Here is a 21,737-nt window from a genome sequence, read left to right as displayed (position 1 = left end):
CTTGTTACGTGCGGTGACGTTGTCGCCGGGCCAGACGTCCGATCTCGGGTCTGACAGCAACCGTTGACAGCAACGTGAGCGAACGTCGGCGGACGGCCACGGACGATGGAGGCCCGCCGACTCAAGCTGATGAACGTCGGCGAACCTCCACAAACATCACAAACGTGACTCTTAATCTGCGGGTCAGAACGTGTGCCAGTGTTGGTTGGTGAGGAACAGATCTCCGCGGAACCGGGTTCTTGATGACCAGCTGTGGGACGACGAGGGGCAGCAGTGGCACCGCGTCAGAGGCGAGTGGGCCGACGTCCACGACGTGGAACGCCACCTCGCCAACGCACGGCGTGTCGTCATGCACGGTTTCGACCGCCCGATGCAGTGGCTGACGCCGACCGACGCGGTGCACCGCTGGCAGCAGATCCGGCCGTACTGCCAGGATTCAGGACGGTACGGCGCCCAGCGCGACGCCGAGGGCCTGACCTATGCCGCGGTGGTGTGGCGCCGTGACGACAAACAGCTCCTGGGCTTCGAGGTGTTTTGCTGAGGCAGACGTACGAGGCGCTGGCAGCCAGGATGGCAGCCAAGCCCGCTGACGACCACGGACGCGAGCGAACATCCACGGAAAGAATCAAGACCGCGACCTGCACCGGCGGACGTCAGCGGACATAGGCGGATGAAGTACACGACAGCTCATAATCCGTCGGTCGTGGGTTCGAGTCCCACCCGCCCCACCCTTTCTCTGATCATGCCCCCGACCTGGGCGAATGCGGTTCGCGATCTATCTCTCAAGATCCAGCACCATGGAACAGTACTGGTCAGGGCGTCGACAGCTGGTTCGAGCCCCGGTTGGACGACCATGTTGCGACCATGCGAACCGTCCGTCCGCCGAGGTATTGAGCGGCGGCGACTTCGGAGGACACCCGTGGTAGCCACAGGCAGCCGCTGGGCCAGCACCAAGAACGTGCAGGGCAACCTGTTCGCCGAGCCCCTGGGTAGGGACGAAGGGAACGGTCACGTCCAGCTGCCGTCCAGTATTGCGGTGGCACCGGCCGGGCGTCGCCGTTCACGTCAGGCGGCACGGACAATGCCCATCGCCCTGGACCACTTCATTTCCGTGGTCTCCTTGATGGACGTCCCTGATTCGGCGGAGATCATGGTTGACACGTCCTGCGCACGGCTGTTCGGCAACCTCGACGAGCTGGCGGCTACCTCGCGGCTGGTGGTGGACCGCCCGGCCGGCAGCAGGCACTCGCGGGTGCCGGAGGCCGTGTACCCCATCGACTAGGGCTGCCTGGAGGGCACCGTGGCCGCAGACGGTGACGGCGTGGACGTCTTCCGTGGCAGTGCCGTCGGTGCTGGCGTGGTGGGATTCCTCGTGACGGCGGATCCGGGCAAGTGTGACGTGAAGGTCAAGGTTCTGATCGACTGCACCGCCAAGGAGATCGACCGTGTGCGGCGACTACTCGACGACGTCCTGGGGATCGGGGGCCTGCTCGTGCGGCGGAACCTGGAGACCGCCACTGGCTCAGACGGCCCGACGGCTGGGGAAAATCGGGTGCGCAGACGTGGCGGCAGCGGGGACGATGAGACGCTTGGTGCATGACAGGATGCTGAACGCCTTACCCGTGCGCCGACCAATGCGATCATGGATCTGCGGCTGCGAGCCCTCCTCACCCGGCTCGGACACCGACCCGACGGCCCGCTCGGCCATCTCCCCGGCGGGATCGACCAGGCCATCGACAGCGTCGAGATCCTCACCCGACCGAACCGCCGCCACGACTATGCCCCCATGCTTGGACTCCGGGCGTGAATCTCGCGGCAAGCTGTCCGCGGAGTGGATCGAGCAACTCGGTGGCGCCGGCGACTGGGACGCATGACCAGATGCACCTCGTGCGTCGGACTGCTTCGCGACGCCTTGGGTCGCGACTGGGTGGTGGTTCGCGCGGCACGCAGGTTCCCGGTGGGCGTCGCGCATCAGGCGGTGCCTGAGTCGTGCGGTCGTGGCTGTCCTCTGGCGATAATGGCTATGTGACCGTCGACCTTCGTGACAGCCGGATCGCCGAGGTATGCCGGCGCTACGGTGTCGCTGAGCTGTCCGTCTTCGGCTCGGTGGCTCGCGGCGACGACACCGACGAGTCGGACGTCGACCTGCTGTACGTGCTGGCGCCCGACTCGAAGCTTGGCTTCGACATCGTCGATCTCCGAGATGATCTCCAAAAGATTGTCGGTCGTCACATCGACCTGGTTCCCAAGTCTCGGTTGAAATGGGTCATCCGCGACCGGGTGCTCGCGGAGGCTCGGGTCCTCTATGCGGCGTGATGAGCTGTACCTCGTCGACATGATCGAAGCCGCGGTCGCCGCGACGGCGTTCGTCCAGGATGTCGACGAGACCGCGTTCCTGGCGAGCGACCTGATCCAGAGCGCTGTTCTGCAGAAGCTCCTGGTGATCGGCGAGGCGGCCGGACGAGTCTCACCCGAGATCCACGCGCGCTGGCCGGACGTGCCGTGGCGGTCCGTCACAGGCTTCCGCAACATCGCCGTTCACACATACTTCGAGGTCGACTGGTCAATTGTGTGGCGAATCGCCACGACCGCGCTGCGCGAACTCCAGGAGCAACTGATAATGATCCTCAAGGCAGAGTTCCCGCTCGTCGCCAGCCAACTCGACCAGCCGCACTGACCACGGGCACATCCGCCCTGGGTGTGGACGTACTGACCGCCAGCCCCTCCTCAGCGCGCCGCGGCCGGAGCACAAACACATTCCGAGGCGGAGTAGGAACGTCGACGCGACCACGACGCCCGACGATCACGGTCACCAGACGGGCCGGAAGTATCCGGAACCGCCAGGTGTCCGGAACGCTTGTTCTACTCGGTAGACGATGTTCTGGTCGGCGCGGTCACTGGGCATCATCCCTGGCCGCTGACCGCGTGGCGACCGGGCGGACGGTGATTTCAGGGCCGGCAACCAAGATCGACCGGCTCGCGATCGGCGTAGAGCGTCCAGGTGCCCTGCGGTTCGGCGTACCGCTTCCCTACGGTGATCGTCATGTCGCCTTGGTTCGCTTCCCGGGTAAGGGCGCAGCACAGGCCGACGCGCTTCGCGATGTGCCACATGTGGGACGTGACGTACTGCGGCGCCAGATGCCGGCCGTCGGGGCGGGTGAACATCAACCCTTGCAGGTGGACCGGCCGGCCGTGCTGGTCGGGCAGCGTTCCGTTGTCCCACCAGGTAGCGATCCGCTTGCGGTCCGCATCCTGGGCAAGACGATGCAGGGCGAGTGAATTAGAGCGCCCGGGCCGAGGTCAACCTTCCGCCGGCCGGACTTGATCTTGGGCGCCCACACACCGAGATCCCCGCCCGTGTCGGTGATCTGCTGGCGGATCGTGAGGACACCGGCTTCATCGTCGAGGCCATCCCAGGTAGCACCGCAGGCCTCACCCCGTCGAAGGCCATGAAGGGCGATCAGCTCGTACATCGCCGACAACGGGTCCATAGCCGCCTCGTCCAGGAAACGGCCGATGTCGTGCGCTTCCCACGGCTCGATCTCTGCCTGGTCGTTCTCCGGCAGTTCGACCCCGCGGCACGGGTTGAACCCGATCAGCCGGTTGTCCACCGCATCGTTCAGCGCGGTCCGCAACGTTCCGTAGATCTTCGCCATGGTCGACGGGCCGGCCAGCCGGCGGACACCTCTCCGCGCAGACCGACCAGCGGGGACAGCCACGACCACGCCCTAGCCTCAGCACCGGAGTCATCGCGAACGCCATCCGGAAGGTCATCGCGCCGGACACCAACGCCCCCGGTCATCGCCGAGTGACATCGCGGCTCGAGCGGTCCTCGCGGACGCCATCCGGCACGCCATCGTCACTCGGATGCGCGGCCCGCATGTTTTTTCGTGCCACGCACCTTCTAGTGCTACGCTGCCGGCATGGCACAGCGGACGGATCCAGATCAACCCCAGGCGGGCATGCGCCTGCGGGAACGCAAGCGGGCGGTGGTTCGCGCAGCGCTCAGCGACGCCGCGCTTCGGCTCGCCATCGAGCGAGGCCTCGAACACGTGCTCGTCGCCGACATCGCGGCTGAGGCCGGAGTGTCGCCCCGGACGTTCAACAACTATTTCTCCAGCAAGGAGGAGGCCGTCGTGGCCCCCGCCTTCGACCGGACGATGCACGTCATCGCCGCCTTCGAGCAGCGCCCGGCCGCGGAACCCCTGTGGCAAGCCGTGACCCGGTCCATCGTGGCCCAGTTCCCTACCGACGACCCTCCCGATACCGCAACCACCAGACAGGCTCGGCTGATCGCGGAAAACCCCGGCCTCTGGAGCGAACAACTCAAGATGTACGCCACCATCGAATCCCTACTGGCCGACGCGATCGCGCGGCGACTGGGCGTCGAGCGACACGAGGACCTCCTTCCAGGCCTGGTCGCCGCCGCAGCCATCGGCGCCTCACGCGTCGCGTTCGACCACTGGTCCGCCGGCGCCACCGACAGCGCGTTGCGCTCGGCGATGACCCAGGCGCTCGACCAGACCGGCGCGGGCTTCCCCGACGCCACGAGCGGCCGGCCGTCGCCATGACGACAGCCGCTCGACCGCCGTCAGCTGGCCGACTTCGCTTCTACCGCGTCATGAACCCCGTCATGCGGTTCATGGTTCGCCGCGGCGCCGGTGGCCGGGGAGTCGACCTGCTCCGAGTCCTCCGCGTACGAGGGCGCACCACCGGGCGACTCTACGAAGTGCCCGTACGTGTCACGATCCTCGATGAACAGCGCTACATCATGACCATGCTCGGAGACGCCGAATGGGCCCGCAACCTGCGAGTCGCCGGCGGCGGAGAGCTAATCCTGGGCGCCTCCGTCGAACAGGTAGCGGCCTACGAACTCCACGGCGTCGACAAAACCACATTCCTGACCCGATGCTCCACCTATCCACAGTTCGAAAGCCGAGCCCGCGCCACACTCAAATTCGCCTTCGACCACCCGACGAAGCAGCTGAACCAGACCGACATCGCGCTACTCGCACAAGTCTGGTACGTCTTCCGGTTGGACGTTATCGACCCTCCCGAGAACAACTTCCGATAGGGCCCACCAGATCACCGACATCGCGACTGCGGTGGCCAACACGTAGTGCAGGTCGGCGGCAAGCCGCTCCCCGGCGCTGATGCGGCCACTGGACCGTACCCGCTTTAGTGGACACTCGGTAAAGCTGCCCGATTGATCGGGAGCGCGAGATATGGGCTCGACACGCCGTGCATGTACCGAGGAGTACAAGGCGCAGGCGGTAGCTTTCGTCGTTGATGGGGGCCGCTCAGCCGCTGAGGCCGCCCGGAACATCGGCGTCCACGAGATGACGTTGGGAAAGTGGTTGAAGAAAGCACGGGACGAGACCGAGGCGGCCCAGCCATCGGACACGGAGCCCACCGAGTCCGAACGAGCCGAACTGGTCCGGCCACGCGGCGAAGCCAAAAATGCGACGGCCACAATCGCTGAACTACGGATGCAGGTGGAGTTCGCAAAAAAGTAGCGACCTGATTCGCGAGCGAAAAGCAGTGACGTTCGCTGCCATCGCGGACTGGGCTGCCTCCGACGAGTTCCCCGTCGCGTTCATGTGTACCGAGCTGGCCATGTCCCGGTCCGGCTACTACGCCTGGCGCCGCGGCGAGCCCAGCCACCGCTCCCGCGACGACACCACCTACACCGCCCCGATCAGGAAGATCTACCGTGAGGGACGCGGCAACCCCGGCGGCAGCGACCGGCCTGTGCCGGCACCCGACCTGTACTCCCGCGCCGTCGTGGGTTGGGCCACCGCCGACCACATGCGCACCAGCCTCGTCACCAAGGCCCTCGACATGGCCATCGCTCGCCGCCGACCACCCTCGGGAGTGATATTCCACTCCGACCGCGGCGCCCAATACACATCCATCACCTTCGACGCGTACTGCACGAAGAACAATATCCGCCGTTCCCTCGGTCGCACCGGAATCGGCTACGACTGCGCCGTGTCGGAATCTTTCTTCGCGACCTACAAGAAAGAACTGATCCACACCCGTCCCTGACTCATCCTCCGCGACCTGACGACCGAGACCGCCGACTGGATCGAGAACTACTTCAACACGAAACGCCGCCATTCCACACTCGAATACTTGACACCCAGAGAATACGAACTAGGATACAGACATATCAGCCAACTGGCAGCCTAAAAAGGTGTCCAGAAAAGCGGAAACACTCCAGTACTCAGCGTGCGCTGTCCTGGACGCGCAATTCGGCCTCGAGTAGGTCCATGGCCTTGAGGAACGCCGCCCGTTCGCTGGCATCCAGTTGGTTAAGGACGCGCAACAGGGGCTCGGCGGCGTCATCGAGCCATTCGTCGACGAGCCCTACCTTCTGCGGCGAGATCCTGACGATGGTGCGCCGCCGGTCGCCGGCGTCCGCCTCGCGGATCACGAACCCGGCGCGGTCCAGGTCGGCCAGCACGCCGCTGACGGTGGACAGGGTCAACTCCAGCCGGGCCGCCAGCGTGCCGACGGTCAACGGCTCGTCCCGGAGCTGCTCCAGCACGGCAACGTGGCGCGGGCTGAGCGGACTCTGCGTCGCCGGTGCCGCACGGTCCTGCGAGCGGCGCATGCCCCGGGCGATACGCGGCATGAGCTGCATCAGCCGCAGGCACAACGCGCTGTGCTCGGCCTCACCGGCATGCTTTGCCATTCCGTGGCCGCCCTTCCTTGACACCGACCGTCGCCAGTCTATACGGTTCGGCTAACCAATTAGTTTGGTATGATGAACAAAATTGTTTGAGGACGCGTGGCAACCATCGAGGCCGCTACATTGCGGGCGCGTCTCGCCGACGGCTCGCTCGCCGGGCCATGGCGGCTAGGCCCCAGCCGGTCGACGGTCGAGCTCCACACCAAGAGCATGTGGGGGCTCGCGCCGGTAAAGGGCACGTTCCGGGAGCTGTCCGGCGAGGGTGCCCTCACCGCGACGGGCGAGGCTTGCGGCACCCTCACGGTGCACTCGGCGTCGATCGACACGAAGAACCGCAAGCGGGACGACCATCTGCGGTCGGCGGACTTCTTCGACAGCGCCGCCTACCGATCGGCCTTCGGCCTTCGGCCTGACCTGGAACCAGATGGGCATGGCCGCCATGAAGAACACCATCACGATCCACGCGGTCTTCCTCCGCGGCTGACGCCGGCGACGTCGCACCGCCACCCAGAAGCCACCAGCGTTCCCGTACGCGGAAATGCTCATGAATGTCGCCTTATGGATCTTCCAGGCTCTGCTCGCGGCTACTTTCCTCACGGTCGGCGGCCTCGCCCTGGTTGTCGGCGGAAGCGTCGTGCACCTGCGCCGCTCCGAGACACCGGCGGCGGCGGCGTTCAACGTCGTCTTTCTCGTCTTGCTCGGTGCGATCGCGTGGGGGCGATTCGGGCCGTACCGCTTCTGACCCGATCCGCCTTCGTGCGCCGCCACCGGCGGGCTCGGGCAGCCCGCGCGCTGGCGCAGGACGGCCCGGCACGTGGTGCTCACCGGCGGAGAACACACATGACACGCGAAGTCCGGCACCCGGTCGGCGGCGAATTCATCGGAACGCCACCCGCGGAAACATCCTGACCGATGTCTCCGTGCTCCTGCCGGCCCGCGCCGCGCGGGTGAGCGGGCGCAGCTGGCTTGCGGCCGTGGACCTCTTCTCACGCTCCTGTGACAGCGCGGTGTTCGACGAGGGCAATCTCGTGTCGCACGCGGGGCTGGTGCCGTTGCCGGGGGCTTGCCGCCGCTGCTGGACGAGCATGTGCGGTTTGTCGATGAGCGGGTCACGTCCGGGGCGGCCAACGCGACACCGAAGCTGATCTCGATCATCGCCGGGATGGCTGCCTGCGCAGACAGTATCGACGACCTGGACGTCATCCGCAGTGGTGGGACGTGGAACTCGTCCGCAACGGCGTGGAATCCTCTCGCCCTCTGTGACCTGGAAGTTTGCCAACGCCGGCCTTACCCGCAGGGTCGCAGGGTCGCCAGCTGACCACGACACGCAGGCCACCCTGCTCAGACGGGCCGGCTTCGTTGTGACGGTTCGACGGGCGGCCCGTCGGTTGCGCGATTGCGCAGTACGTCGTTGAGTCTCTGGGCTTCCACGAGTTGGTCCTCGAGGATGACGATGCGGCAGGCGGCCTCGACGGCGGTGCCCTGATCGACGAGTTCGCGGACGCGGGCAGCGATGCGCAGCTGGTAGCGGGAGTAGCGGCGGTGTCCGCCCTCGGAGCGCAGCGGAGTGATCAGACGGGCTTCGCCGAGGGCCCGCAGGAAGGCAGGTGTGGTCTGGAGCATCGCCGCTGCGCGGCCCACGGTGTAGGCGGGGTAGTCGTCGTCGTCGAGGCTGTCGGCGGGTCTCGGTGCGATTTCTGGGGCCATTGCACCTTTCGGGACACCTCGGGGGGCCTTGGTGCCGTACGGCACCAAGGCCCCGAGCGAGGTTCAACACCGTCTACCGGCCCACTGCGCCGGCTATCTGTCTGCGCATCTCCACCAGAGAGGGCGGAGGCGTTGGGGTCGCAGATGCGTAACCGGGAACCACCTTCCCATCCGGGGTCTACCGAACTGACGCTCTTACTCCACAGGTATTGCCGAACATCTACGACGCGCGCGGTGGCCCCCTCTGGGCCGCCGTAGCGCTCGCACCAGTTCATGTCTGGCGCGTATCGCTCACTCACTTGGCTACAACAGGAACTCTAGCCGATGCAGTGCTCCATCCCGGCGGTGACCGGTCCCATCGGCGGCGACCGTTCTCGACTGTTCACCGATACCGGAAATGCACTACCCCAGTTGGTCGCGGCGGCGTGTCAGGTAGGCGGTCTCAGCGGTGTTGCCCGCCAGTTTGATGGCTTTGTCGTAGGCCGCGCGCGACTCCTGGCTGCGGCCCAGCCTGCGCAGCAGGTCAGCGCGGGTCGCATGGTAGGCGTGATAGCCGGCCAACGTGTCCTCAAGACGGTCGACAGCAGCCAGCGCCACCTCCGGGCCGTCTATCTCGGCGACCGCGATGGCCCGGTTGAGGGCGACGATCGGCGAGGGGTCGAGGCGGACGAGCTGGTCGTAGAGGGCGACGACCTGCGACCAGTCGGTGTCGCGTACATCGCGGGCGGAGGTGTGCACGGCGTTGATCGCTGCGAGGATCTGGTAGCGCCCCGGGGCCACCCCGGCGGCCAGACGCTCGCGCACCAGCCGATGGCCCTCGGCGATCAGCGCCGCATCCCAGGCCCCGCGGTCCTGTTCGTCGAGGGTGACCAGTTCGCCGCTGCCCGAAACCCGGGCCGTACGGCGGGCTTCGGTCAGGAGCATCAGCGCCAGCAACCCGGCCACCTCACCGTCCTGCGGCATGAGGGCACGGATCAGGCGAGTGAGCCGGATCGCCTCGGCGGTCAGGTCGTGACGTACGGGATCGGTATCGGGGCCGGTCGCCAGGTAGCCCTCGTTGAAGACGAGGAACAGGACGGCGAGCACGCCGCAGATGCGTGCCGGGAGATCCTGCTCGGACGGCACCCGATAAGGGATGCGAGCCGTCTTGATCTTGGCCTTTGCCCGGGTGATCCGCTGCCCCATGGCGGCCTCCTGTACCAGGAAGCCACGGGCGATCTCGGGCACGGTCAGACCACCGACCATGCGCAGCGTCAGCGCCACGCGGGTCTGCATCGCCAGCGCCGGGTGACAGCAGGTGAAGATCAGCCGGAGCCGTTCGTCGTCGATGGGGCCGACAGGCTCGGGCGGGTCGTCGTCGTACAACAGCTGAGCCTCCGCCTGCTTGTCGTCGCGCTTGTTCTCGCGCCGGATCCGGTCGATGGCCTTGCGGATGGCGGTGGTGGTCAGCCAGGCGCCGGGGTTGGGCGGCACGCCGTCGGCCGGCCAGTGCTCGACGGCGGTCGCGAACGCCTCGGCCGCCGCCTCCTCGGCGATGTCGAGGTCATCGAAACGCCTGGTCAGGGCGGCGACCACTCGCGCCCACTCCTCGTGGTGGGCCCGAGTGATCGCCTCCCGGACGTCGACCCTGTTCACAGGAACGGCCGCACCTCGACCTTCCGATTGCAGGCCTTCGACCCCTCGGCGGCCAGCTTGAGCGCCACATCGAGGTCCGCGGCCTCGATGATCCAGAAGCCGGCGATGAACTCCTTCGACTCCAGGAACGGCCCGTCGGTGAACATCGCCTCCCCACCCCGGTTATCGATCACGGTGGCCGCGCTGGGCGCCCCGAGGCCGCCGGCGAAGACCCAGTGGCCCTCGGCCACAAGCCGGTCGTTGAACACGTCGATCGCGACCTGCTCCGCCGGGGTAGCCAAGCCAGCCGTGTCAAAGATCACGGAAATCATGTACTGCATCTCGGATCACTCCTGTGCTTTGGGGGCACCCCTCGTGGGCGGCCACTCACCCCTACAACGAACACCTCCGCCCCGATCCGACACCGCCTCCCGGATTTCTTTCAAGGAATTTCTGGTACGCCGGTTGTAAGCGATCGACAGCGCGACGGTTTCGGGGCGACTGCGCTCCACTTCCTCGTGTGCGCGTCCAGTGCGGACGAGCTCTGGGATCAGATCGATCGCGAAAACCATCACTAGTGTCCTCCGTCTGAAATTCGTTTCCAAAACACCCTCTACGATCTTGTATTTGGTGGTCGGTCCTCGAGGATCAAGTCATGGCGCGACGAGGACGACCCACAGCAGAGCTAATCGTGTCGGAGGAAGAAACGGAGACGCTGGCGCGGTGGGTCCGGCGGCCCTCCAGCGCGCTTGGACAAATAGCCAGCGGCGGGTTGCTCTAATGTCCGCGGACAAAGTTTGTAGCCCGATGCGGCGTCGGTCCAGGGGGTCTGTCTCACCGGTGAATGTCGCAGTGTTGGGCCAGGTAGGTGCGGAACGCATGTTCGATTCTGATGATGACCTTGCCGCTTCGGTGCCAGGCCGCTTCGGTGCCAGGCCGCTTGGTATCGGCCGGCGGCTGGTCGAGCCGGGTCAGTCTTCGACGGGGGGCCGGTACGCCAAGGACCCTTGCCGATCCCCAACTCGGGACGTACAATTTTCTGTACGTACAACTTTCCGTACAAACGAGGAGGATGCCATGAGGACAATGACTTACTCGGAGTCACGTGCACGGTACGCAGAAGTTCTCACGGCTGTGGCGGAGGACAGGGAAGAGGTCGTCATCACACGCGCCGGCCACGAGCCGGTGGTGATCGTCTCCTTGGATGACTACCAGTCACTCAAGGAGACGGCATACTTGCTTCGCAGCCCGGAGAACGCGCGCCGACTGCTGATCGCCATCGACCGGCTCGAGAGCGGCGGCGGCGTCGTCCGGAACCTTGCGGAGTGAAGCTCGTCTGGGACGAGAACGCCTGGCAAGACTACGTATGGTGGCAAACCCAGGACCGCAAGATACTCAAGCGCATCAATACCCTGATCCAGGACATCGCCCGCAACGGGAACGACGGCATCGGCAAGCCTGAGCCCCTGAAGCACGGGTTTCAGGGCTACTGGTCGCGGCGCATCAACGACGAGCACCGACTCATCTACAAGGTTAGCGGCGACGAGATCCGCATGGCTCAATGCAGGTACCACTATTGAGGCCTCGAGCAGACTGGGGCAGTTACGGAACACACGTTTTCGAGCCATTCGACGATGCTGCCCGCTCGGGCTTCACTGGGCATCGTGCCTGGCCGACAGCCGTGTCAGGGGCAGCGACGAGCGGGCCGGTGTCCCAGACGATCACTCGGGTTCGCGCCCCATCTCCTCACGCAGAATCTCACTGGACCGGGCTGCAAGATCGCCCTTGCCGCTGGACAGGGCGCCCACGAAGTCCGGCAGCGGCCACTCGTCCCCACCGTCCTCAGTCGGGGTATTCTCGCGCACCACAGCCAGGATCGGCGCCACCTGCGACTCGGGAAGCCGGTCGATTAGCCTGTGCAGCTCGTCCCGCACGATGCTCACAGACCACAGGATATGGCTGTAGTCGGCGGCCGACCCACTAGATCCACGCCGCGTACGACCTTGTGGCCCCGAGGCGGACGTATAGCCCCGGCCGCCACCACATCGACACCCTCGTCGCCGCACAGTTCCGCACCGCCCACTTCCCGCAGATCACGACCCTCGAGGACTTCAACCTCGACCACGTGCCCTCGCTGCGCCGCGACGTCCTCGCGCACCTGGCGACCGGCACGTTCATCTATAGCTCGGCGGCCCGCGCGCGGACGGCCTGACGGACCAGGTGGTCGCGCTCGGCGACGTCCGTGGCCCGGCGGGCGGCCTGCGTGTACGCCGCGCCGGCGGCCGGCAGATCGCCGTCGAGCTCGTGCAGGTGGCCGCGGACCGCATGCCACCGGTGGCGGTCGCCGAGCACCTCGCGCAGCCGGTCGGTCTCGCGCAGCCCCGCGACGGCACCGAGCACGTGACCGACCGCGACAGCGCGGCCCAGCACAGCGGCGGGGTCCTGGTGCACCGGGTCGTCGGTGAGGGCGACCAGGTCGTCGTACCAGGCGAGGATCTGCGGCCAGTCGGTCTCCGCGGCGCTTGCCGCGTCGTCGTGCAGTGCGGCGATGGCGGCCTCGACCTGGTACCGGCCGGGGCGCTCCAGCGCCAGCGCTGACTGCAGGACGCGCACGCCCTCAGCGATCTCGCGGGTGTCCCAGCGGCCCCTGTCCTGCCGGTCGAGGGTGACGATCCGGCCCTGCCCGTCGAGTCGCGCCGGGAGCCGGGCGTGGTTGAGGAGCATCAGCGCGAGCAGCCCCCGCGCCTCCGGTTCCTCGGTGGCGAGGGTGAGTTGGCGGGCGAGCCGGATCGCCTCGGCGGCCAGGTCGACCCGCCCCGCGTGCCCGGTCGTGTAGACGAGGTACAGGACGCGCAGCACGACCGCGAGGTCGCCGGGCTCGTCCAGGCGGCGCCCGCGCAGGCTGCGCTTGGCCCGGCTGATCCGCTGCGCCATGGTCGCCTCCGGGACGTAGAAGGCGTCGGCGATCTCCCGGGTGGTCAGGCCGCCGACCGCCCGCAGGGTGAGCGCCACCTGGGAGGCGGGCGCGAGATCGGGATGGCAGGAGCAGAAGAGCAGGAAGAGAGTGTCGTCTCCGGTCTCGGTGGTGGGCGGCTCAGGCTCCGGCTGTTCGTGCAGCGTGTCCTCGCGGGCGCGGCGGGCGGCATCGCTGCGGCGCGCGTCGATCAATCGCCGGGTCGCGACCGTGGACAGCCACGCACGCGGGTCCTGCGGCGGGTGCTCGGGCCAGACGCGCAGCGCCTCCATGAGCGCCTCCTGCAGCGCGTCCTCGGCGGCATCGAAGTCCTCGCCGCGGCGGACCAACCCAGCGAGCACCCGGGGGACGAGGGCGCGCAGCTCACCCTCGTCCACCCGGTCGGTCGGCTGGCCGGACACGCCGGTCAGACGCCGGACGCCGGAGCGGTCATGACCTCCCGGACGTCGATCCACTCGTAGAGCGGCTTGGCGCCGGGGCCGGGCTCGGAGGAGACGTAGGCCGCGATCTCCAGCGCGCGCTCGTGGGACTCCACGTCGATCATGTACCAGCCGGCGACCAGGTCGCTGGTCTCGGGATGCGGGCCGTCGGTGGTGACCGGCGCGGCGTCCGGGCCGCCGTAGCGCACCCAGGTGCGCGCGGGCACGAGCGCCTGGGCGTCGACGTACTCGCCGCGCTCCTCGAGGAGCTCCGCGACGTGGCGGAGGAAGGCCATGTGCGCCTCCACGTCCTCGGGGGCCCACTGGTCCATCGGGGGCACGGGACGGTGCGGCTCCGGGCCGCCGCGGTAGTGCTTGAGCAGCAGGTACTTCGGCATGGTGATCTCCTGATGTCGCGGCCGCGCCTTTCGCGGCCCTCGCCTGGTGAGCGGAGCCGGTCAGAGGTTCTCGACATGGAATCACGCATGAGGAGTTGTTCTCCGTCACCCGCTCCACGGTCTACCGGGCCCTCGCGCGCGCTCGCACCACGACCGCCTGACCGGGCACGGCCGCTACCCTGCACACGTCGGGTCAGCGTGGGGAGCCCGGGCCGGCACGAGCCGGCAGCCGCCAGCGCTGAGCCGAACGCACCGGCGAACACGCCCAGCATCCGCCACATCACGTTCGCCGTCGAAGACATCGAGGACATCCTCGCCCGCCTGCGCACCCACGGCGCCGAACTCGTCGGCGAGCTGGAGCAGTACGAGGACAGCTACCGGCTCTGCTACGTCCGCGGCCCCGAAGGCATCATCGTCGTGTCAGATCCGGCGACCGTGGCAGCGATCATCACGGCCGCCATAAACGGGTCCCGGTAGGACCGGTCGAAGACCGCTTGCGCGTATATCCCATAGCGGTCGCTCGCGATGATGCGGTCGAGGTGCCAGTCCGGCGCGAGCCCTTGGTCGTCACTGAACGGTGATGGAGTTGCTGAGATCGTCGCTGGGGAGGGCGACGAAGGTGACGGAGACTGAAACCACCGCACTCGCCGCGACAGTTGTGCGCTGGTTGATTAACACAGACATCATCGCCGCAGAAGCCACCGATTGTGTGCTCGGCGCAGATCTCGGCTACGGGCCGGGACCGCGCCACGCCCTGGCCCTAGCCGAACCCGATGATTACCTCAGCCGACTGAGAACCAACGGAGTGACGGTCACAACAGGACGTACCGCATTCCACCCCGTCCAAGGCGAGCTTGGCCCGGTGGTTTGCCCACACTGTGATCAGACGATGCTGCTCGAAGACGCAGGGACAGGGGCAACGACCAAGCAATGGGAGGTGTTCAGCGACGCGATCGGCAGCTGGCACAACGGCGGACCAGGCGACGTGGCTTGTGCGAGTTGCGGACAAGTAGGCCTCCTCAACGACTGGCGATGGATCGGGGACTGGCCCTTCGCGTCCGGATTCCTCGGGTTCACCTTCTGGAACTGGCCTCGGTTGTCTGACGCCTTCGTCGCCCAGGTGGCCGAGAGGTTGAGGCATCGGGTCGTAGTAACCCGCGGCAAGCTCTGACCCGAGAGCGCGCCGAGGCCGCACTTGGCCCGGCTGACCCTCGCGACCGGCAAGCACCCACACATCGAAGGAGGGCGTCCCGGAGTCTCCATCGCTGGTGGATCTCGCAGGTCCGCCGCAGGGGCGGGTGGCAGGATGGGCTTTAGCCCATACCCTTCGATGGGAGGAGGTGCGCAGCGATGGGAAGCACGTTCGACGACTACGCAGCTGAGGTGGAAGCCCGCGCCGACGACCTTCAGCGCGGCGTCCTCGATGTCTACACCGAACACTTCGACGCTGAACGCCGACGCCTCTTCGAGGTTCCTCGGCAGCTGACGGCAGCCCGGGAAGCGGCCCACATGACCCAGCGGCAGCTTGCCCAGGCGTGCGGAGTCCACCAGTCCGAAATCAGTCGCATCGAACGCGGGCAGATCAGCCCGACTTTGGACACCCTCACCAGGCTGGCGGCCCCCCTCGGTGTCCGACTCGCGATCGTCGATGCCGATGGACGCCCCATCTCCGCCTGAACCCCGCCGGCCGCAGCCCATCACCACGGTCACAAAGTTCATCGTGGTACGGGTCCCGTCCCACCCGGACTACGGAACGTACGTTCGAGATGGGCTGCGGAGCCCCGGTCACGGTCTGGGATGCCGCGGGTCGGAGCCTGACAGTCACCGTCGAACCCGCGGCATTGCCCCTACCTACACACGAGAAAGGGACACTCCCGCAACTGGATAACGCCGACCGCGCCGGCCCCGACCACCCGGCGTGATCACGCATGCCCGCGGCCGGCGTCAACCGCGACGTGTACCTCGACGTGCGCCGGCACGTGGAGATCACCGCCGTCCGCGTCGACGTCCATGGCCGCGAGCTCGCCACGTACGCATCCCTCGGCGGCAAAAGCGGCGGCGAGACACAGGAGCTGATGGCGTTCGTTGTCGGCGCCGCGTTGCGCTACCAGCTCGGCGACGAGGACCGCCGGCCACGATTCGCCCCCGTGTTCCTCGACGAAGGCTTCATCAAGTCCGACTCCGAGTTCGCCGGCCGGTCGGTCCAGGCGTGGAAGAAACTCGGATTTCAACTGATCGTCAGCGCTCCACTCGACAAGGTGACCGCGCTCGAGCCAGCCATGCCGCTCATCCTCACCGTCACCAAATCCTCAAAGGGCTACTCGCACGTGACCCGACTACGCGGTGTCGACGACGAGACCCCGGTCTCCGTTACCAACCCGGCCGGGCCACGCACGTGAAGACGCCGGAGCAGGTCGTAACCGAGGTGACCGCCCGGCTGCGCCGCACCTGGCCGCAGGCGGCGAACCACACCGCGCTCCGCCGGACCGCCCAAGCTGAAGAGCAGACACCGGGGGTTATCAACCCGCCGGCGTGGCCCCACTCCTTCCCCCTCGGAGCACCGAACAAGGCAGACCTCGAACAGCACTTCGCCGCCTACCAGGGCCAGGCACTCGCCTGGCGGCAATGGCACACCCGCCACGCCGGACGCGGCGTCGACCTTGTCGACGCAACACGCCGGGTTCACAGCACTATTCAGGCCATCCCCACACACCTGCGGGTGCAGGACGTCGAGGCGGCTGCTGCGCTGTGCGGCCACGACTGGACCACACGCCTCGCGCGGGGCAGGAACCGCGCCGGCACCTCCGTCCCCGAGCTCGCCGGTCTAAACACGCTGCCAGTCTCGCCGGCGCACCCGGCACGCGTCCACCTCACCTACCTCGACCTACACCACCGCGCGGCCGGTGGCCGGCACCATGACTGCATCAGCATCGGCGACCGCGTCCAGCTGGGGTACGAGCCGCAGGTGGTCGTCATCTCGGAGAACAAGGACACCGCCGTCGGTTTCCCACCGGTGCCCGGCGGAAAACCGCATCGTGACCGTAACCGCCGTCGAGCACCGGTCTGACGCGTGCCGCTCGCGCTGACCGTGAGACTCGACGCGTAACAAAGGCCCGGCGATGAACCCATGGTCCTTTCCAGGTCCTCGGCCGACGGGGAAAGTAGCGACTGCTCAGAAGCGATGATCGGATGAGATGATGATGAGCCGTGCCGAGTAGCCGGAGCTCGCGCGGCCGTGAACCAGAAGATCGCGAGATGACGGTGCGCGAGATCTTGATCGAAGCGCCTGCCGGTACTGAAGGGCCGGAAGAACCTCGACCGAGCTGGCAGACTGCTGGCATTGCAGGTAAAATACAAGCATGACTGCGATCACGATCCGCGACGTCCCGGACCCGGCTCTGGAGGCGCTGAAGCTCAAGGCCGCGCAGTCGGGCCGCAGTCTGCAGGCCTACCTGCTCGACCTGGTCACCCGAGATGCCCGTACGCCGACCCTCGCGGAGATGATGGCCCGCCTCGACCGTGAAACGCACGCCGAGCTCGCTACCTCGGACATCCTGGCCGCGATCGACGAGGGCCGGGAACGCGGGTGAGCAGTCCGGCGGCCGTGATCGACTGCTCGGCGCTGATACGTACGTTGACCGATCACGGTCCGACCGGGCACGCGGTGCGCCACCGGCTCGCCAGCCTCGCGTCGCTCGTCGCGCCCGGATTGCTCGACTACGAGGTGGTCTCGGCCCTGTTCGGGATGGTCCGCGGTCGGAAGCTCACCGCACGGGAGGCGGAGAAGGCCATCGGCGACTACCAGCTCCTACCGCTTGTGCGGCACGAAACGCTGATCCTGTGGGCACGCGTCCGCGACCTACACCACAACCTCAGCGCCTACGACGCCCAGTACGTCACCCTCGCCGAGACCTTGGGATTGCCGCTGATCACCAGCGACGCCCGCATCGAACGCAGCGCCGTCACCACGTGCCCCGTCGAGGTCTTTGCATGACGCGGGAGCCAGGTCACAGCACCTGATAGGCGGATGGGTAGGCCCCGAACGTTTGGGTGATCAGGCGGCATCGCGCGGCCAGGGCATCCGGAGACTACTGCGCGTCGAGCAAATCTCGAACGGCTTCGCCGAGTACCGCAGCGCCGTACGGCACAGCGGCGCTCCAGTCGCTGGCCGCCGATTCACCGGCCGAGTCGGAAACCCACTTCAGTGCCCGCACCGGAGTGCCGAAAGCCTGGCATGCCATTGCGACCGCATAGCACTCCATGTCCACGATCGTCGCGTGTTTCCGCAGCGCCGCACGCCGTACCTCGTCCGCGATGAACGTGTCGCCGCTGGCGATCACTGATCCGTCCCCACCATCCAACGGGACCTGGTCCTGTACAGGAATACCAAGCGCCAGCAGCGATACAGCGCGCGGACAGGGTGGCGAGGTCCCCCGGTGGGGGCTCGCCGTATACGCGATGCACGGCTTTCAGAAGCTCGGCGTCGTCGGGCAGCACCTCCATCCGCCCCAGCCCTCGGATCATCACGAAGGTAGCTGACCAGCGGCCGATTCCAGGCAGTGAGAGCAGAAACCGCTCGACCTCCCTCACCGAAGCTGACCTTCACCACGCGAATCTCAGCAATGCGATCCTTGCCCACACACGCCTGCCGGGGGCGAACGTGAGTGAGGCGCACATGCAAGGATCGAACCTGCGTGGCACCGACCTGCGTGGCGCGAACCTCACTGAGGTTGCTGGGCTTTCCCAGGACCAGCTGAACCAGGCGTTCGGGGATCGCGAAACCCGCCTCCCGTCCTGGTGGAAATGGAACGTCACGCGGCCGGTCCTGTGCCGGGCCGCGCTGGGTGTCCATGCCTCGACCGCTCTTCGTCGCCGTTCGGAGGTCATGACCATAGTCTCGATCCGGTCCACAGCCAAGGGGCGGACGACGCGTTCGCGCGGATTGTCGGGAAGGCTGAGATCTTGACATCGTCGGCCGATTCGCCGTTCTCGAGGCTCGTGCGGTCCTGGTTTCCCTCAGGTTTCCTTCGGGGTGACGGCGACCTGAGGTACTTGGGTACCATGGTCCTGGGAAGATGAGGATGGCTATGACGACCGTCGGCGCCCGACGCCAAGCACCCTTGAAGATCGACCCCGCGACGGACGAGCTGATCTCGCAGGCCGCTCACTTCCTCGGCATATCCAAGAAGGACCTCGTGGCCGAGGCGGTCCGGGCATACCTCGAGCAGCGCCGTGCGGAGATCCGCCGCGGGATGGTCGAGTCGATGAAGGTGCTGGACGGCTCGCTCACCGCCAGCGTCGCAGCCCTGACCGGCCTGTCGCCCGAGCGGATCGAGCAGCTTGGCGGCGCCGGCGACTGGGACGAGTGAGTTATGCCGGTCCGTCCCACCCTGCCGGCTCTGCTGTCGATGTTGCCGGCGTCGGGTTCACTCGGCAGCGTCCCTGGTCAGCAGCCGTGCGGCGACCGGGCGGACGATGATTTCAGGACCTTCAACCAAGATCGACTGGTTCTTATTCTGGCGCGTCAGGTCCACCACGTTACCGATCAAGCCTCTGACCTGCGTGAATGCGGTTTACGATCTATCGCTTAGAGTCTGTTTTGAATCTTCTGTCCGGGCGATCCACGCCCAGCCGGCCCCCGGCTGCGTTGTCGGCCAAACCGATACAACTCATCCGGTATCGTTCGCCCCCCACGACACCGCTCCGCGCTGCCCAGTGGGACCCTGCTCGCCTTCCGCCTTGCCGGGAACCAGCTGGACGCGACTCGCTGTCCGAACCCAAGATTCAAAACAGACTCTAACGAAAACACGACTGTCGTCCACGGCCAGACCGTGGTATCCGCGCGGACTGAGCAGGGTGTGACTCCAGACCTCGGCGCCCGAATGCTTGTCCCCCACCCAGACCGCCGGATCGGGCGAGGTCGGGCCCCGCCATGACAGCTCACGACGTCGCAACGTATATGCGCGGGCACTGTACACCGACCTTCGGTGACCGCCTGCTAGCGGCACTGACGAACCGCGCACGTTCTAGCTGAGAGTGTTCGAGGTTGACTTCGCCCGCGCGCGAAGTCCTACGGTTGGCTCATGACCTTGATATCGGTCGGGGCGGCCGCCGAACTGTGCGGCGTGCGTCCCAACACGCTGCGCTACTACGAGCGGATCGGTCTGCTCGGCCCGGTGGGTCGTGACGGTTCCGGCAGGAGGGTCTACGACGAGGGCACCCTCGCGACAGTTCGGTTCGTCATCCGCATGCGCGGCACCGGGATGCCGCTGCGGGTGCTGTACGAATACCTGGAGCTGACTCGCCAGGGCGGCCAGACAGCCGGCCGGCTACGGCAGATCCTGGAGGAGCAACGTCTGCGGCTACGCCGCCAGCGGGCGCGGATCGACGACTGCCTGGCGACGATCGAAGGCAAGATCGACGCGTGTCCGCGGCCGGCTGACGCTCGTTCGTCACTCCTCGCCGGCGTAGGTGCTGGGGAGTCGGCGTGAACACCGGGGACGACGGGCAGGGTTCGCACGACGGACACCTGCCGAACGACGGGGCCGGCGTGCCACACCGCTGGCTCGGTGGCGTGCTGGCGGTTGGGTCGCTCGGCTTGGGCTGCATGGGCATGAGCGGGTTCTACCGGCCGGCAGACCAGGCCGAAGCGCGGTCGACGCTGCTGCATGCCCTCGATCGCGGTGTGACCCTGCTCGACACCGCCGACGTCTACGGCCCCCACACCAACGAGGAACTGATCGGGCGGACGGTGCGGGGCCGTCGCGACGAGGTCGTCATCGCCACCAAGTTCGGACTCACCCCCGGTGACGGGTACGGCGGCTTCGCTATCAACGGCCGGCCCGAGTACGTTCGCCAGGCCTGCGAGGCGTCGCTGCGGCGGCTCGGCGTCGATCACGTCGACCTCTACTACCAGCACCGGTTGGACCGGAGCGTGCCGATCGAGGAGACGGTCGGCGCCATGGCCGAGTTGGTCGCCGAGGGAAAGGTCCGCCACCTCGGACTGTGCGAGGCGGGCTCCGGCACGCTGCGTCGGGCGCACGCCACCCACCCGATCGTGGCGTTGCAGACCGAGTGGTCGCTGTGGTCGCGCGACATCGAGGATGAGGTTCTGCCCACCGCGCGCGAACTGGGCGTCGGCATCGTGGCGTACAGCCCGCTGGGCCGTGGCTTCCTCACCGGCGCCATCACCAGCGCCGACGACCTCGCACCGGCGGACCTGCGTCGCCAGATGCCGCGGTTCCAACCGGACAACCTCGCCGCCAACCAGCGCCTCGCCAAGCAGATCCGACAGGCCGCCACCGAGCACGGCTGCACTCCCGCCCGGTACGCGCTCGCCTGGCTGCTGTCCCAGGGGACTGACGTGGTGCCCATCCCCGGCACGGCGAACCGCGCCCATCTGAACGACAACCTCGGCGCGGTCGGCCTGGCCATCACCACCACCGGCCTGAGCGTCGCGGCCACCGGACGACGCGCCGACCCGGCGACTGTCCACATGGAACAGCCGTAACCCCGAAACAGCAGGAGACGGTGCGGCTGATGACGGCGGCGGCGGCCGAGAGACGCCTCTGACTACAGCTTCCGTGGCTGGGAAAATGCCGGTAGAGGGATCAGCGTGGCTCCGCCCGGACGGGGTGTTCCTCTCCCTCTCCATCTCACAGCGGAACGATCAGGCCGTCGGGTCACCTGAAGAAGGTGCGCCATCACGGCGGAGCATTACGACTCCTGGTCCGAGGAGCAGTCCGCGGGCATCGAGATCGTGGCCGGGATGGTCGTCGTGCGCCCTCGCGCGTCCAAGCGTCACAACCGCCTGATCAAGATCCTCGCAGTCGCGTTGGATGCCGCCGCCGGTCCGGACTGGAACGCGGACTTCGACGTCGATGTCCGGCTTCAGGACGTTCCACTCACGAATCGGCGCCCGGACGTCGTCG

34 protein-coding genes and 6 pseudogenes are annotated in these 21,737 nt (G+C 67.1%); 29 read left to right on the top strand and 11 right to left on the bottom strand.

From position 1 onward, the window contains the following. Positions 1 to 208 precede the first annotated feature (208 nt). The 6 genes from U9979_RS19345 (at position 209) to U9979_RS19320 (ending at position 2,677) form a co-directional block, all read left to right on the top strand. Positions 209 to 541, top strand: coding sequence for a hypothetical protein (locus tag U9979_RS19345; RefSeq protein ID WP_322780502.1), 333 nt, complete (start codon positions 209 to 211; stop codon positions 539 to 541). 378 nt (positions 542 to 919) lie between these two features. Then, complete coding sequence (locus U9979_RS19340; RefSeq protein WP_322780501.1) at positions 920 to 1,282, top strand: hypothetical protein; 363 nt, start codon at positions 920 to 922, stop codon at positions 1,280 to 1,282. An 18-nt stretch (positions 1,283 to 1,300) separates the two neighbouring features. Next, on the top strand, positions 1,301 to 1,600 hold the full coding sequence (locus tag U9979_RS19335) for a hypothetical protein (RefSeq protein ID WP_322780500.1): 300 nt from the start codon (positions 1,301 to 1,303) through the stop codon (positions 1,598 to 1,600). 42 nt (positions 1,601 to 1,642) lie between these two features. Then, the gene (locus tag U9979_RS19330; protein WP_322780499.1) at positions 1,643 to 1,807 is read left to right on the top strand and encodes a hypothetical protein; all 165 of its coding nucleotides are present in this window, start codon (positions 1,643 to 1,645) and stop codon (positions 1,805 to 1,807) included. Between the two features lie 218 nt (positions 1,808 to 2,025). Further along, the gene (locus U9979_RS19325) at positions 2,026 to 2,316 is read left to right on the top strand and encodes a nucleotidyltransferase family protein (RefSeq protein ID WP_322751414.1); all 291 of its coding nucleotides are present in this window, start codon (positions 2,026 to 2,028) and stop codon (positions 2,314 to 2,316) included. After that, positions 2,306 to 2,677 (top strand): DUF86 domain-containing protein, encoded by a 372-nt coding sequence (locus U9979_RS19320; protein WP_322751415.1) that lies wholly within the window; start codon positions 2,306 to 2,308, stop codon positions 2,675 to 2,677. Before U9979_RS19325 ends, U9979_RS19320 begins: the two co-directional genes overlap by 11 nt. A 272-nt stretch (positions 2,678 to 2,949) precedes the next feature. On the opposite strand, the gene U9979_RS19315 is transcribed toward U9979_RS19320, so the two are convergent. Both U9979_RS19315 and U9979_RS19310 read right to left on the bottom strand, forming a co-directional pair. Next, entirely contained in the window at positions 2,950 to 3,165 is a 216-nt protein-coding gene (locus U9979_RS19315; RefSeq protein WP_322780498.1) for a hypothetical protein, read from the bottom strand. After that, positions 3,165 to 3,719 carry a hypothetical protein gene (locus tag U9979_RS19310; RefSeq protein WP_322780497.1) on the bottom strand — a complete coding sequence of 185 codons (555 nt, stop codon included), beginning with the start codon at positions 3,717 to 3,719 and terminating at the stop codon, positions 3,165 to 3,167. The genes U9979_RS19315 and U9979_RS19310 overlap by 1 nt, the downstream gene beginning before the upstream one ends. Positions 3,720 to 3,923: 204 nt before the next feature. Between U9979_RS19310 and U9979_RS19305 the strand changes: the two genes are divergently transcribed. The 5 genes and pseudogenes from U9979_RS19305 (at position 3,924) to U9979_RS25325 (ending at position 6,192) form a co-directional block, all read left to right on the top strand. After that, complete coding sequence (locus U9979_RS19305; RefSeq protein WP_322751417.1) at positions 3,924 to 4,571, top strand: TetR family transcriptional regulator; 648 nt, start codon at positions 3,924 to 3,926, stop codon at positions 4,569 to 4,571. A gap of 62 nt (positions 4,572 to 4,633) precedes the next feature. Next, the gene (locus U9979_RS19300; protein ID WP_322780496.1) at positions 4,634 to 5,074 is read left to right on the top strand and encodes a hypothetical protein; all 441 of its coding nucleotides are present in this window, start codon (positions 4,634 to 4,636) and stop codon (positions 5,072 to 5,074) included. Positions 5,075 to 5,225: 151 nt separating this feature from the next. Beyond that, positions 5,226 to 5,516 carry a transposase gene (locus U9979_RS19295; RefSeq protein ID WP_322780495.1) on the top strand — a complete coding sequence of 97 codons (291 nt, stop codon included), beginning with the start codon at positions 5,226 to 5,228 and terminating at the stop codon, positions 5,514 to 5,516. A 241-nt stretch (positions 5,517 to 5,757) separates the two neighbouring features. Further along, positions 5,758 to 5,914, top strand: a pseudogene (locus U9979_RS25330) (DDE-type integrase/transposase/recombinase); the annotation flags it as partial. Positions 5,915 to 6,051: 137 nt separating this feature from the next. Further along, positions 6,052 to 6,192, top strand: coding sequence for an IS3 family transposase (locus U9979_RS25325; protein WP_416220257.1), 141 nt, complete (start codon positions 6,052 to 6,054; stop codon positions 6,190 to 6,192). A 34-nt stretch (positions 6,193 to 6,226) separates the two neighbouring features. On the opposite strand, the gene U9979_RS19285 is transcribed toward U9979_RS25325, so the two are convergent. Continuing rightward, positions 6,227 to 6,697: a MarR family winged helix-turn-helix transcriptional regulator gene (locus U9979_RS19285; protein ID WP_322780493.1), complete on the bottom strand. Its 471-nt coding sequence runs from the start codon at positions 6,695 to 6,697 to the stop codon at positions 6,227 to 6,229. Positions 6,698 to 6,904: 207 nt separating this feature from the next. On the opposite strand from U9979_RS19285, the pseudogene U9979_RS25320 reads away from it, so the two are divergent. The 3 genes and pseudogenes from U9979_RS25320 to U9979_RS25315 all read left to right on the top strand — a co-directional run. Beyond that, a pseudogene (locus U9979_RS25320) lies at positions 6,905 to 7,030 on the top strand (YceI family protein); the annotation flags it as partial. Positions 7,031 to 7,238: 208 nt separating this feature from the next. Continuing rightward, positions 7,239 to 7,436: a hypothetical protein gene (locus tag U9979_RS19275; protein ID WP_322780491.1), complete on the top strand. Its 198-nt coding sequence runs from the start codon at positions 7,239 to 7,241 to the stop codon at positions 7,434 to 7,436. A gap of 232 nt (positions 7,437 to 7,668) precedes the next feature. Continuing rightward, a pseudogene (locus U9979_RS25315) lies at positions 7,669 to 7,910 on the top strand (IS1380 family transposase); the annotation flags it as partial. Positions 7,911 to 8,035: 125 nt separating this feature from the next. On the opposite strand, the gene U9979_RS19265 reads toward U9979_RS25315, so the two are convergent. From U9979_RS19265 to U9979_RS19255, 3 genes are all read right to left on the bottom strand, one after another. Next, on the bottom strand, positions 8,036 to 8,401 hold the full coding sequence (locus U9979_RS19265; protein ID WP_322780489.1) for a MerR family transcriptional regulator: 366 nt from the start codon (positions 8,399 to 8,401) through the stop codon (positions 8,036 to 8,038). Positions 8,402 to 8,803: 402 nt separating this feature from the next. Beyond that, positions 8,804 to 10,036: an RNA polymerase sigma factor gene (locus tag U9979_RS19260; protein WP_322780488.1), complete on the bottom strand. Its 1,233-nt coding sequence runs from the start codon at positions 10,034 to 10,036 to the stop codon at positions 8,804 to 8,806. After that, a complete protein-coding gene (locus U9979_RS19255) occupies positions 10,033 to 10,356 on the bottom strand; it encodes a YciI family protein (protein WP_322780487.1) in 324 nt (107 codons plus the stop codon). The genes U9979_RS19260 and U9979_RS19255 overlap by 4 nt, the downstream gene beginning before the upstream one ends. 736 nt (positions 10,357 to 11,092) lie before the next feature. Between U9979_RS19255 and U9979_RS19250 the strand changes: the two genes are divergently transcribed. After that, positions 11,093 to 11,344: a type II toxin-antitoxin system prevent-host-death family antitoxin gene (locus U9979_RS19250; protein ID WP_322749718.1), complete on the top strand. Its 252-nt coding sequence runs from the start codon at positions 11,093 to 11,095 to the stop codon at positions 11,342 to 11,344. Then, complete coding sequence (locus U9979_RS19245; protein WP_322749717.1) at positions 11,341 to 11,595, top strand: Txe/YoeB family addiction module toxin; 255 nt, start codon at positions 11,341 to 11,343, stop codon at positions 11,593 to 11,595. The genes U9979_RS19250 and U9979_RS19245 overlap by 4 nt, the downstream gene beginning before the upstream one ends. 141 nt (positions 11,596 to 11,736) lie before the next feature. Here U9979_RS19245 and U9979_RS19240 read toward each other — a convergent pair whose 3' ends face one another. Next, positions 11,737 to 11,958 (bottom strand): hypothetical protein, encoded by a 222-nt coding sequence (locus tag U9979_RS19240; RefSeq protein WP_322780486.1) that lies wholly within the window; start codon positions 11,956 to 11,958, stop codon positions 11,737 to 11,739. A gap of 122 nt (positions 11,959 to 12,080) precedes the next feature. Here U9979_RS19240 and U9979_RS25310 point away from each other — a divergent pair. Beyond that, positions 12,081 to 12,194, top strand: a pseudogene (locus U9979_RS25310) (AAA family ATPase); the annotation flags it as partial. Here U9979_RS25310 and U9979_RS19230 read toward each other — a convergent pair. Beyond that, a complete protein-coding gene (locus U9979_RS19230) occupies positions 12,194 to 13,390 on the bottom strand; it encodes an RNA polymerase sigma factor (RefSeq protein WP_322780484.1) in 1,197 nt (398 codons plus the stop codon). The pseudogene U9979_RS25310 and the gene U9979_RS19230 sit on opposite strands and share 1 nt — an antisense overlap. Positions 13,391 to 13,395: 5 nt before the next feature. Further along, positions 13,396 to 13,806 carry a YciI family protein gene (locus U9979_RS19225; RefSeq protein WP_322770694.1) on the bottom strand — a complete coding sequence of 137 codons (411 nt, stop codon included), beginning with the start codon at positions 13,804 to 13,806 and terminating at the stop codon, positions 13,396 to 13,398. Between the two features lie 216 nt (positions 13,807 to 14,022). Here U9979_RS19225 and U9979_RS19220 point away from each other — a divergent pair. From U9979_RS19220 to U9979_RS19190, 7 genes and pseudogenes are all read left to right on the top strand, one after another. Next, positions 14,023 to 14,283: pseudogene (locus U9979_RS19220) on the top strand (VOC family protein); the annotation flags it as partial. A 142-nt stretch (positions 14,284 to 14,425) separates the two neighbouring features. Beyond that, positions 14,426 to 14,977, top strand: a complete 552-nt coding sequence (locus U9979_RS19215) for a hypothetical protein (protein ID WP_322780482.1) — start codon at positions 14,426 to 14,428, stop codon at positions 14,975 to 14,977. Positions 14,978 to 15,156: 179 nt separating this feature from the next. Further along, positions 15,157 to 15,483, top strand: coding sequence for a helix-turn-helix transcriptional regulator (locus U9979_RS19210; RefSeq protein ID WP_322780481.1), 327 nt, complete (start codon positions 15,157 to 15,159; stop codon positions 15,481 to 15,483). Positions 15,484 to 15,734: 251 nt separating this feature from the next. Further along, the gene (locus U9979_RS19205) at positions 15,735 to 16,205 is read left to right on the top strand and encodes an SbcC/MukB-like Walker B domain-containing protein (protein WP_322780480.1); all 471 of its coding nucleotides are present in this window, start codon (positions 15,735 to 15,737) and stop codon (positions 16,203 to 16,205) included. Continuing rightward, on the top strand, positions 16,202 to 16,873 hold the full coding sequence (locus U9979_RS19200; RefSeq protein ID WP_322780479.1) for a DUF3322 domain-containing protein: 672 nt from the start codon (positions 16,202 to 16,204) through the stop codon (positions 16,871 to 16,873). Before U9979_RS19205 ends, U9979_RS19200 begins: the two co-directional genes overlap by 4 nt. Before the next feature lie 292 nt (positions 16,874 to 17,165). Next, positions 17,166 to 17,396: a FitA-like ribbon-helix-helix domain-containing protein gene (locus U9979_RS19195; protein ID WP_322749705.1), complete on the top strand. Its 231-nt coding sequence runs from the start codon at positions 17,166 to 17,168 to the stop codon at positions 17,394 to 17,396. Next, positions 17,393 to 17,800, top strand: coding sequence for a type II toxin-antitoxin system VapC family toxin (locus tag U9979_RS19190; protein ID WP_322780478.1), 408 nt, complete (start codon positions 17,393 to 17,395; stop codon positions 17,798 to 17,800). The genes U9979_RS19195 and U9979_RS19190 overlap by 4 nt, the downstream gene beginning before the upstream one ends. Before the next feature lie 94 nt (positions 17,801 to 17,894). Here U9979_RS19190 and U9979_RS19185 read toward each other — a convergent pair whose 3' ends face one another. Beyond that, complete coding sequence (locus U9979_RS19185) at positions 17,895 to 18,146, bottom strand: hypothetical protein (RefSeq protein WP_322780477.1); 252 nt, start codon at positions 18,144 to 18,146, stop codon at positions 17,895 to 17,897. Between the two features lie 80 nt (positions 18,147 to 18,226). Between U9979_RS19185 and U9979_RS25305 the strand changes: the two genes are divergently transcribed. Further along, on the top strand, positions 18,227 to 18,772 hold the full coding sequence (locus tag U9979_RS25305) for a pentapeptide repeat-containing protein (protein WP_416210608.1): 546 nt from the start codon (positions 18,227 to 18,229) through the stop codon (positions 18,770 to 18,772). A gap of 121 nt (positions 18,773 to 18,893) precedes the next feature. Further along, the gene (locus U9979_RS19180) at positions 18,894 to 19,175 is read left to right on the top strand and encodes a hypothetical protein (RefSeq protein ID WP_322780476.1); all 282 of its coding nucleotides are present in this window, start codon (positions 18,894 to 18,896) and stop codon (positions 19,173 to 19,175) included. A 57-nt stretch (positions 19,176 to 19,232) separates the two neighbouring features. Here U9979_RS19180 and U9979_RS19175 read toward each other — a convergent pair whose 3' ends face one another. Beyond that, positions 19,233 to 19,355 carry a hypothetical protein gene (locus tag U9979_RS19175; RefSeq protein WP_322749701.1) on the bottom strand — a complete coding sequence of 41 codons (123 nt, stop codon included), beginning with the start codon at positions 19,353 to 19,355 and terminating at the stop codon, positions 19,233 to 19,235. Between the two features lie 534 nt (positions 19,356 to 19,889). On the opposite strand from U9979_RS19175, the gene U9979_RS19170 reads away from it, so the two are divergent. From U9979_RS19170 to U9979_RS19160, 3 genes and pseudogenes are all read left to right on the top strand, one after another. Then, complete coding sequence (locus U9979_RS19170; RefSeq protein WP_322780475.1) at positions 19,890 to 20,297, top strand: MerR family transcriptional regulator; 408 nt, start codon at positions 19,890 to 19,892, stop codon at positions 20,295 to 20,297. 59 nt (positions 20,298 to 20,356) lie between these two features. Continuing rightward, the gene (locus U9979_RS19165; RefSeq protein ID WP_416220256.1) at positions 20,357 to 21,316 is read left to right on the top strand and encodes an aldo/keto reductase; all 960 of its coding nucleotides are present in this window, start codon (positions 20,357 to 20,359) and stop codon (positions 21,314 to 21,316) included. Between the two features lie 192 nt (positions 21,317 to 21,508). After that, positions 21,509 to 21,737, top strand: a pseudogene (locus tag U9979_RS19160) (Uma2 family endonuclease); the annotation flags it as partial.

The sequence above is a fragment of the Protofrankia sp. Cas4 genome, from assembly GCF_963555915.1.
Classification (GTDB): Bacteria; Actinomycetota; Actinomycetes; order Frankiales; family Frankiaceae; genus Protofrankia.
Note: the sequence above shows the minus strand (reverse complement) of the source record. Positions and strands in the feature narration are given on the sequence as shown.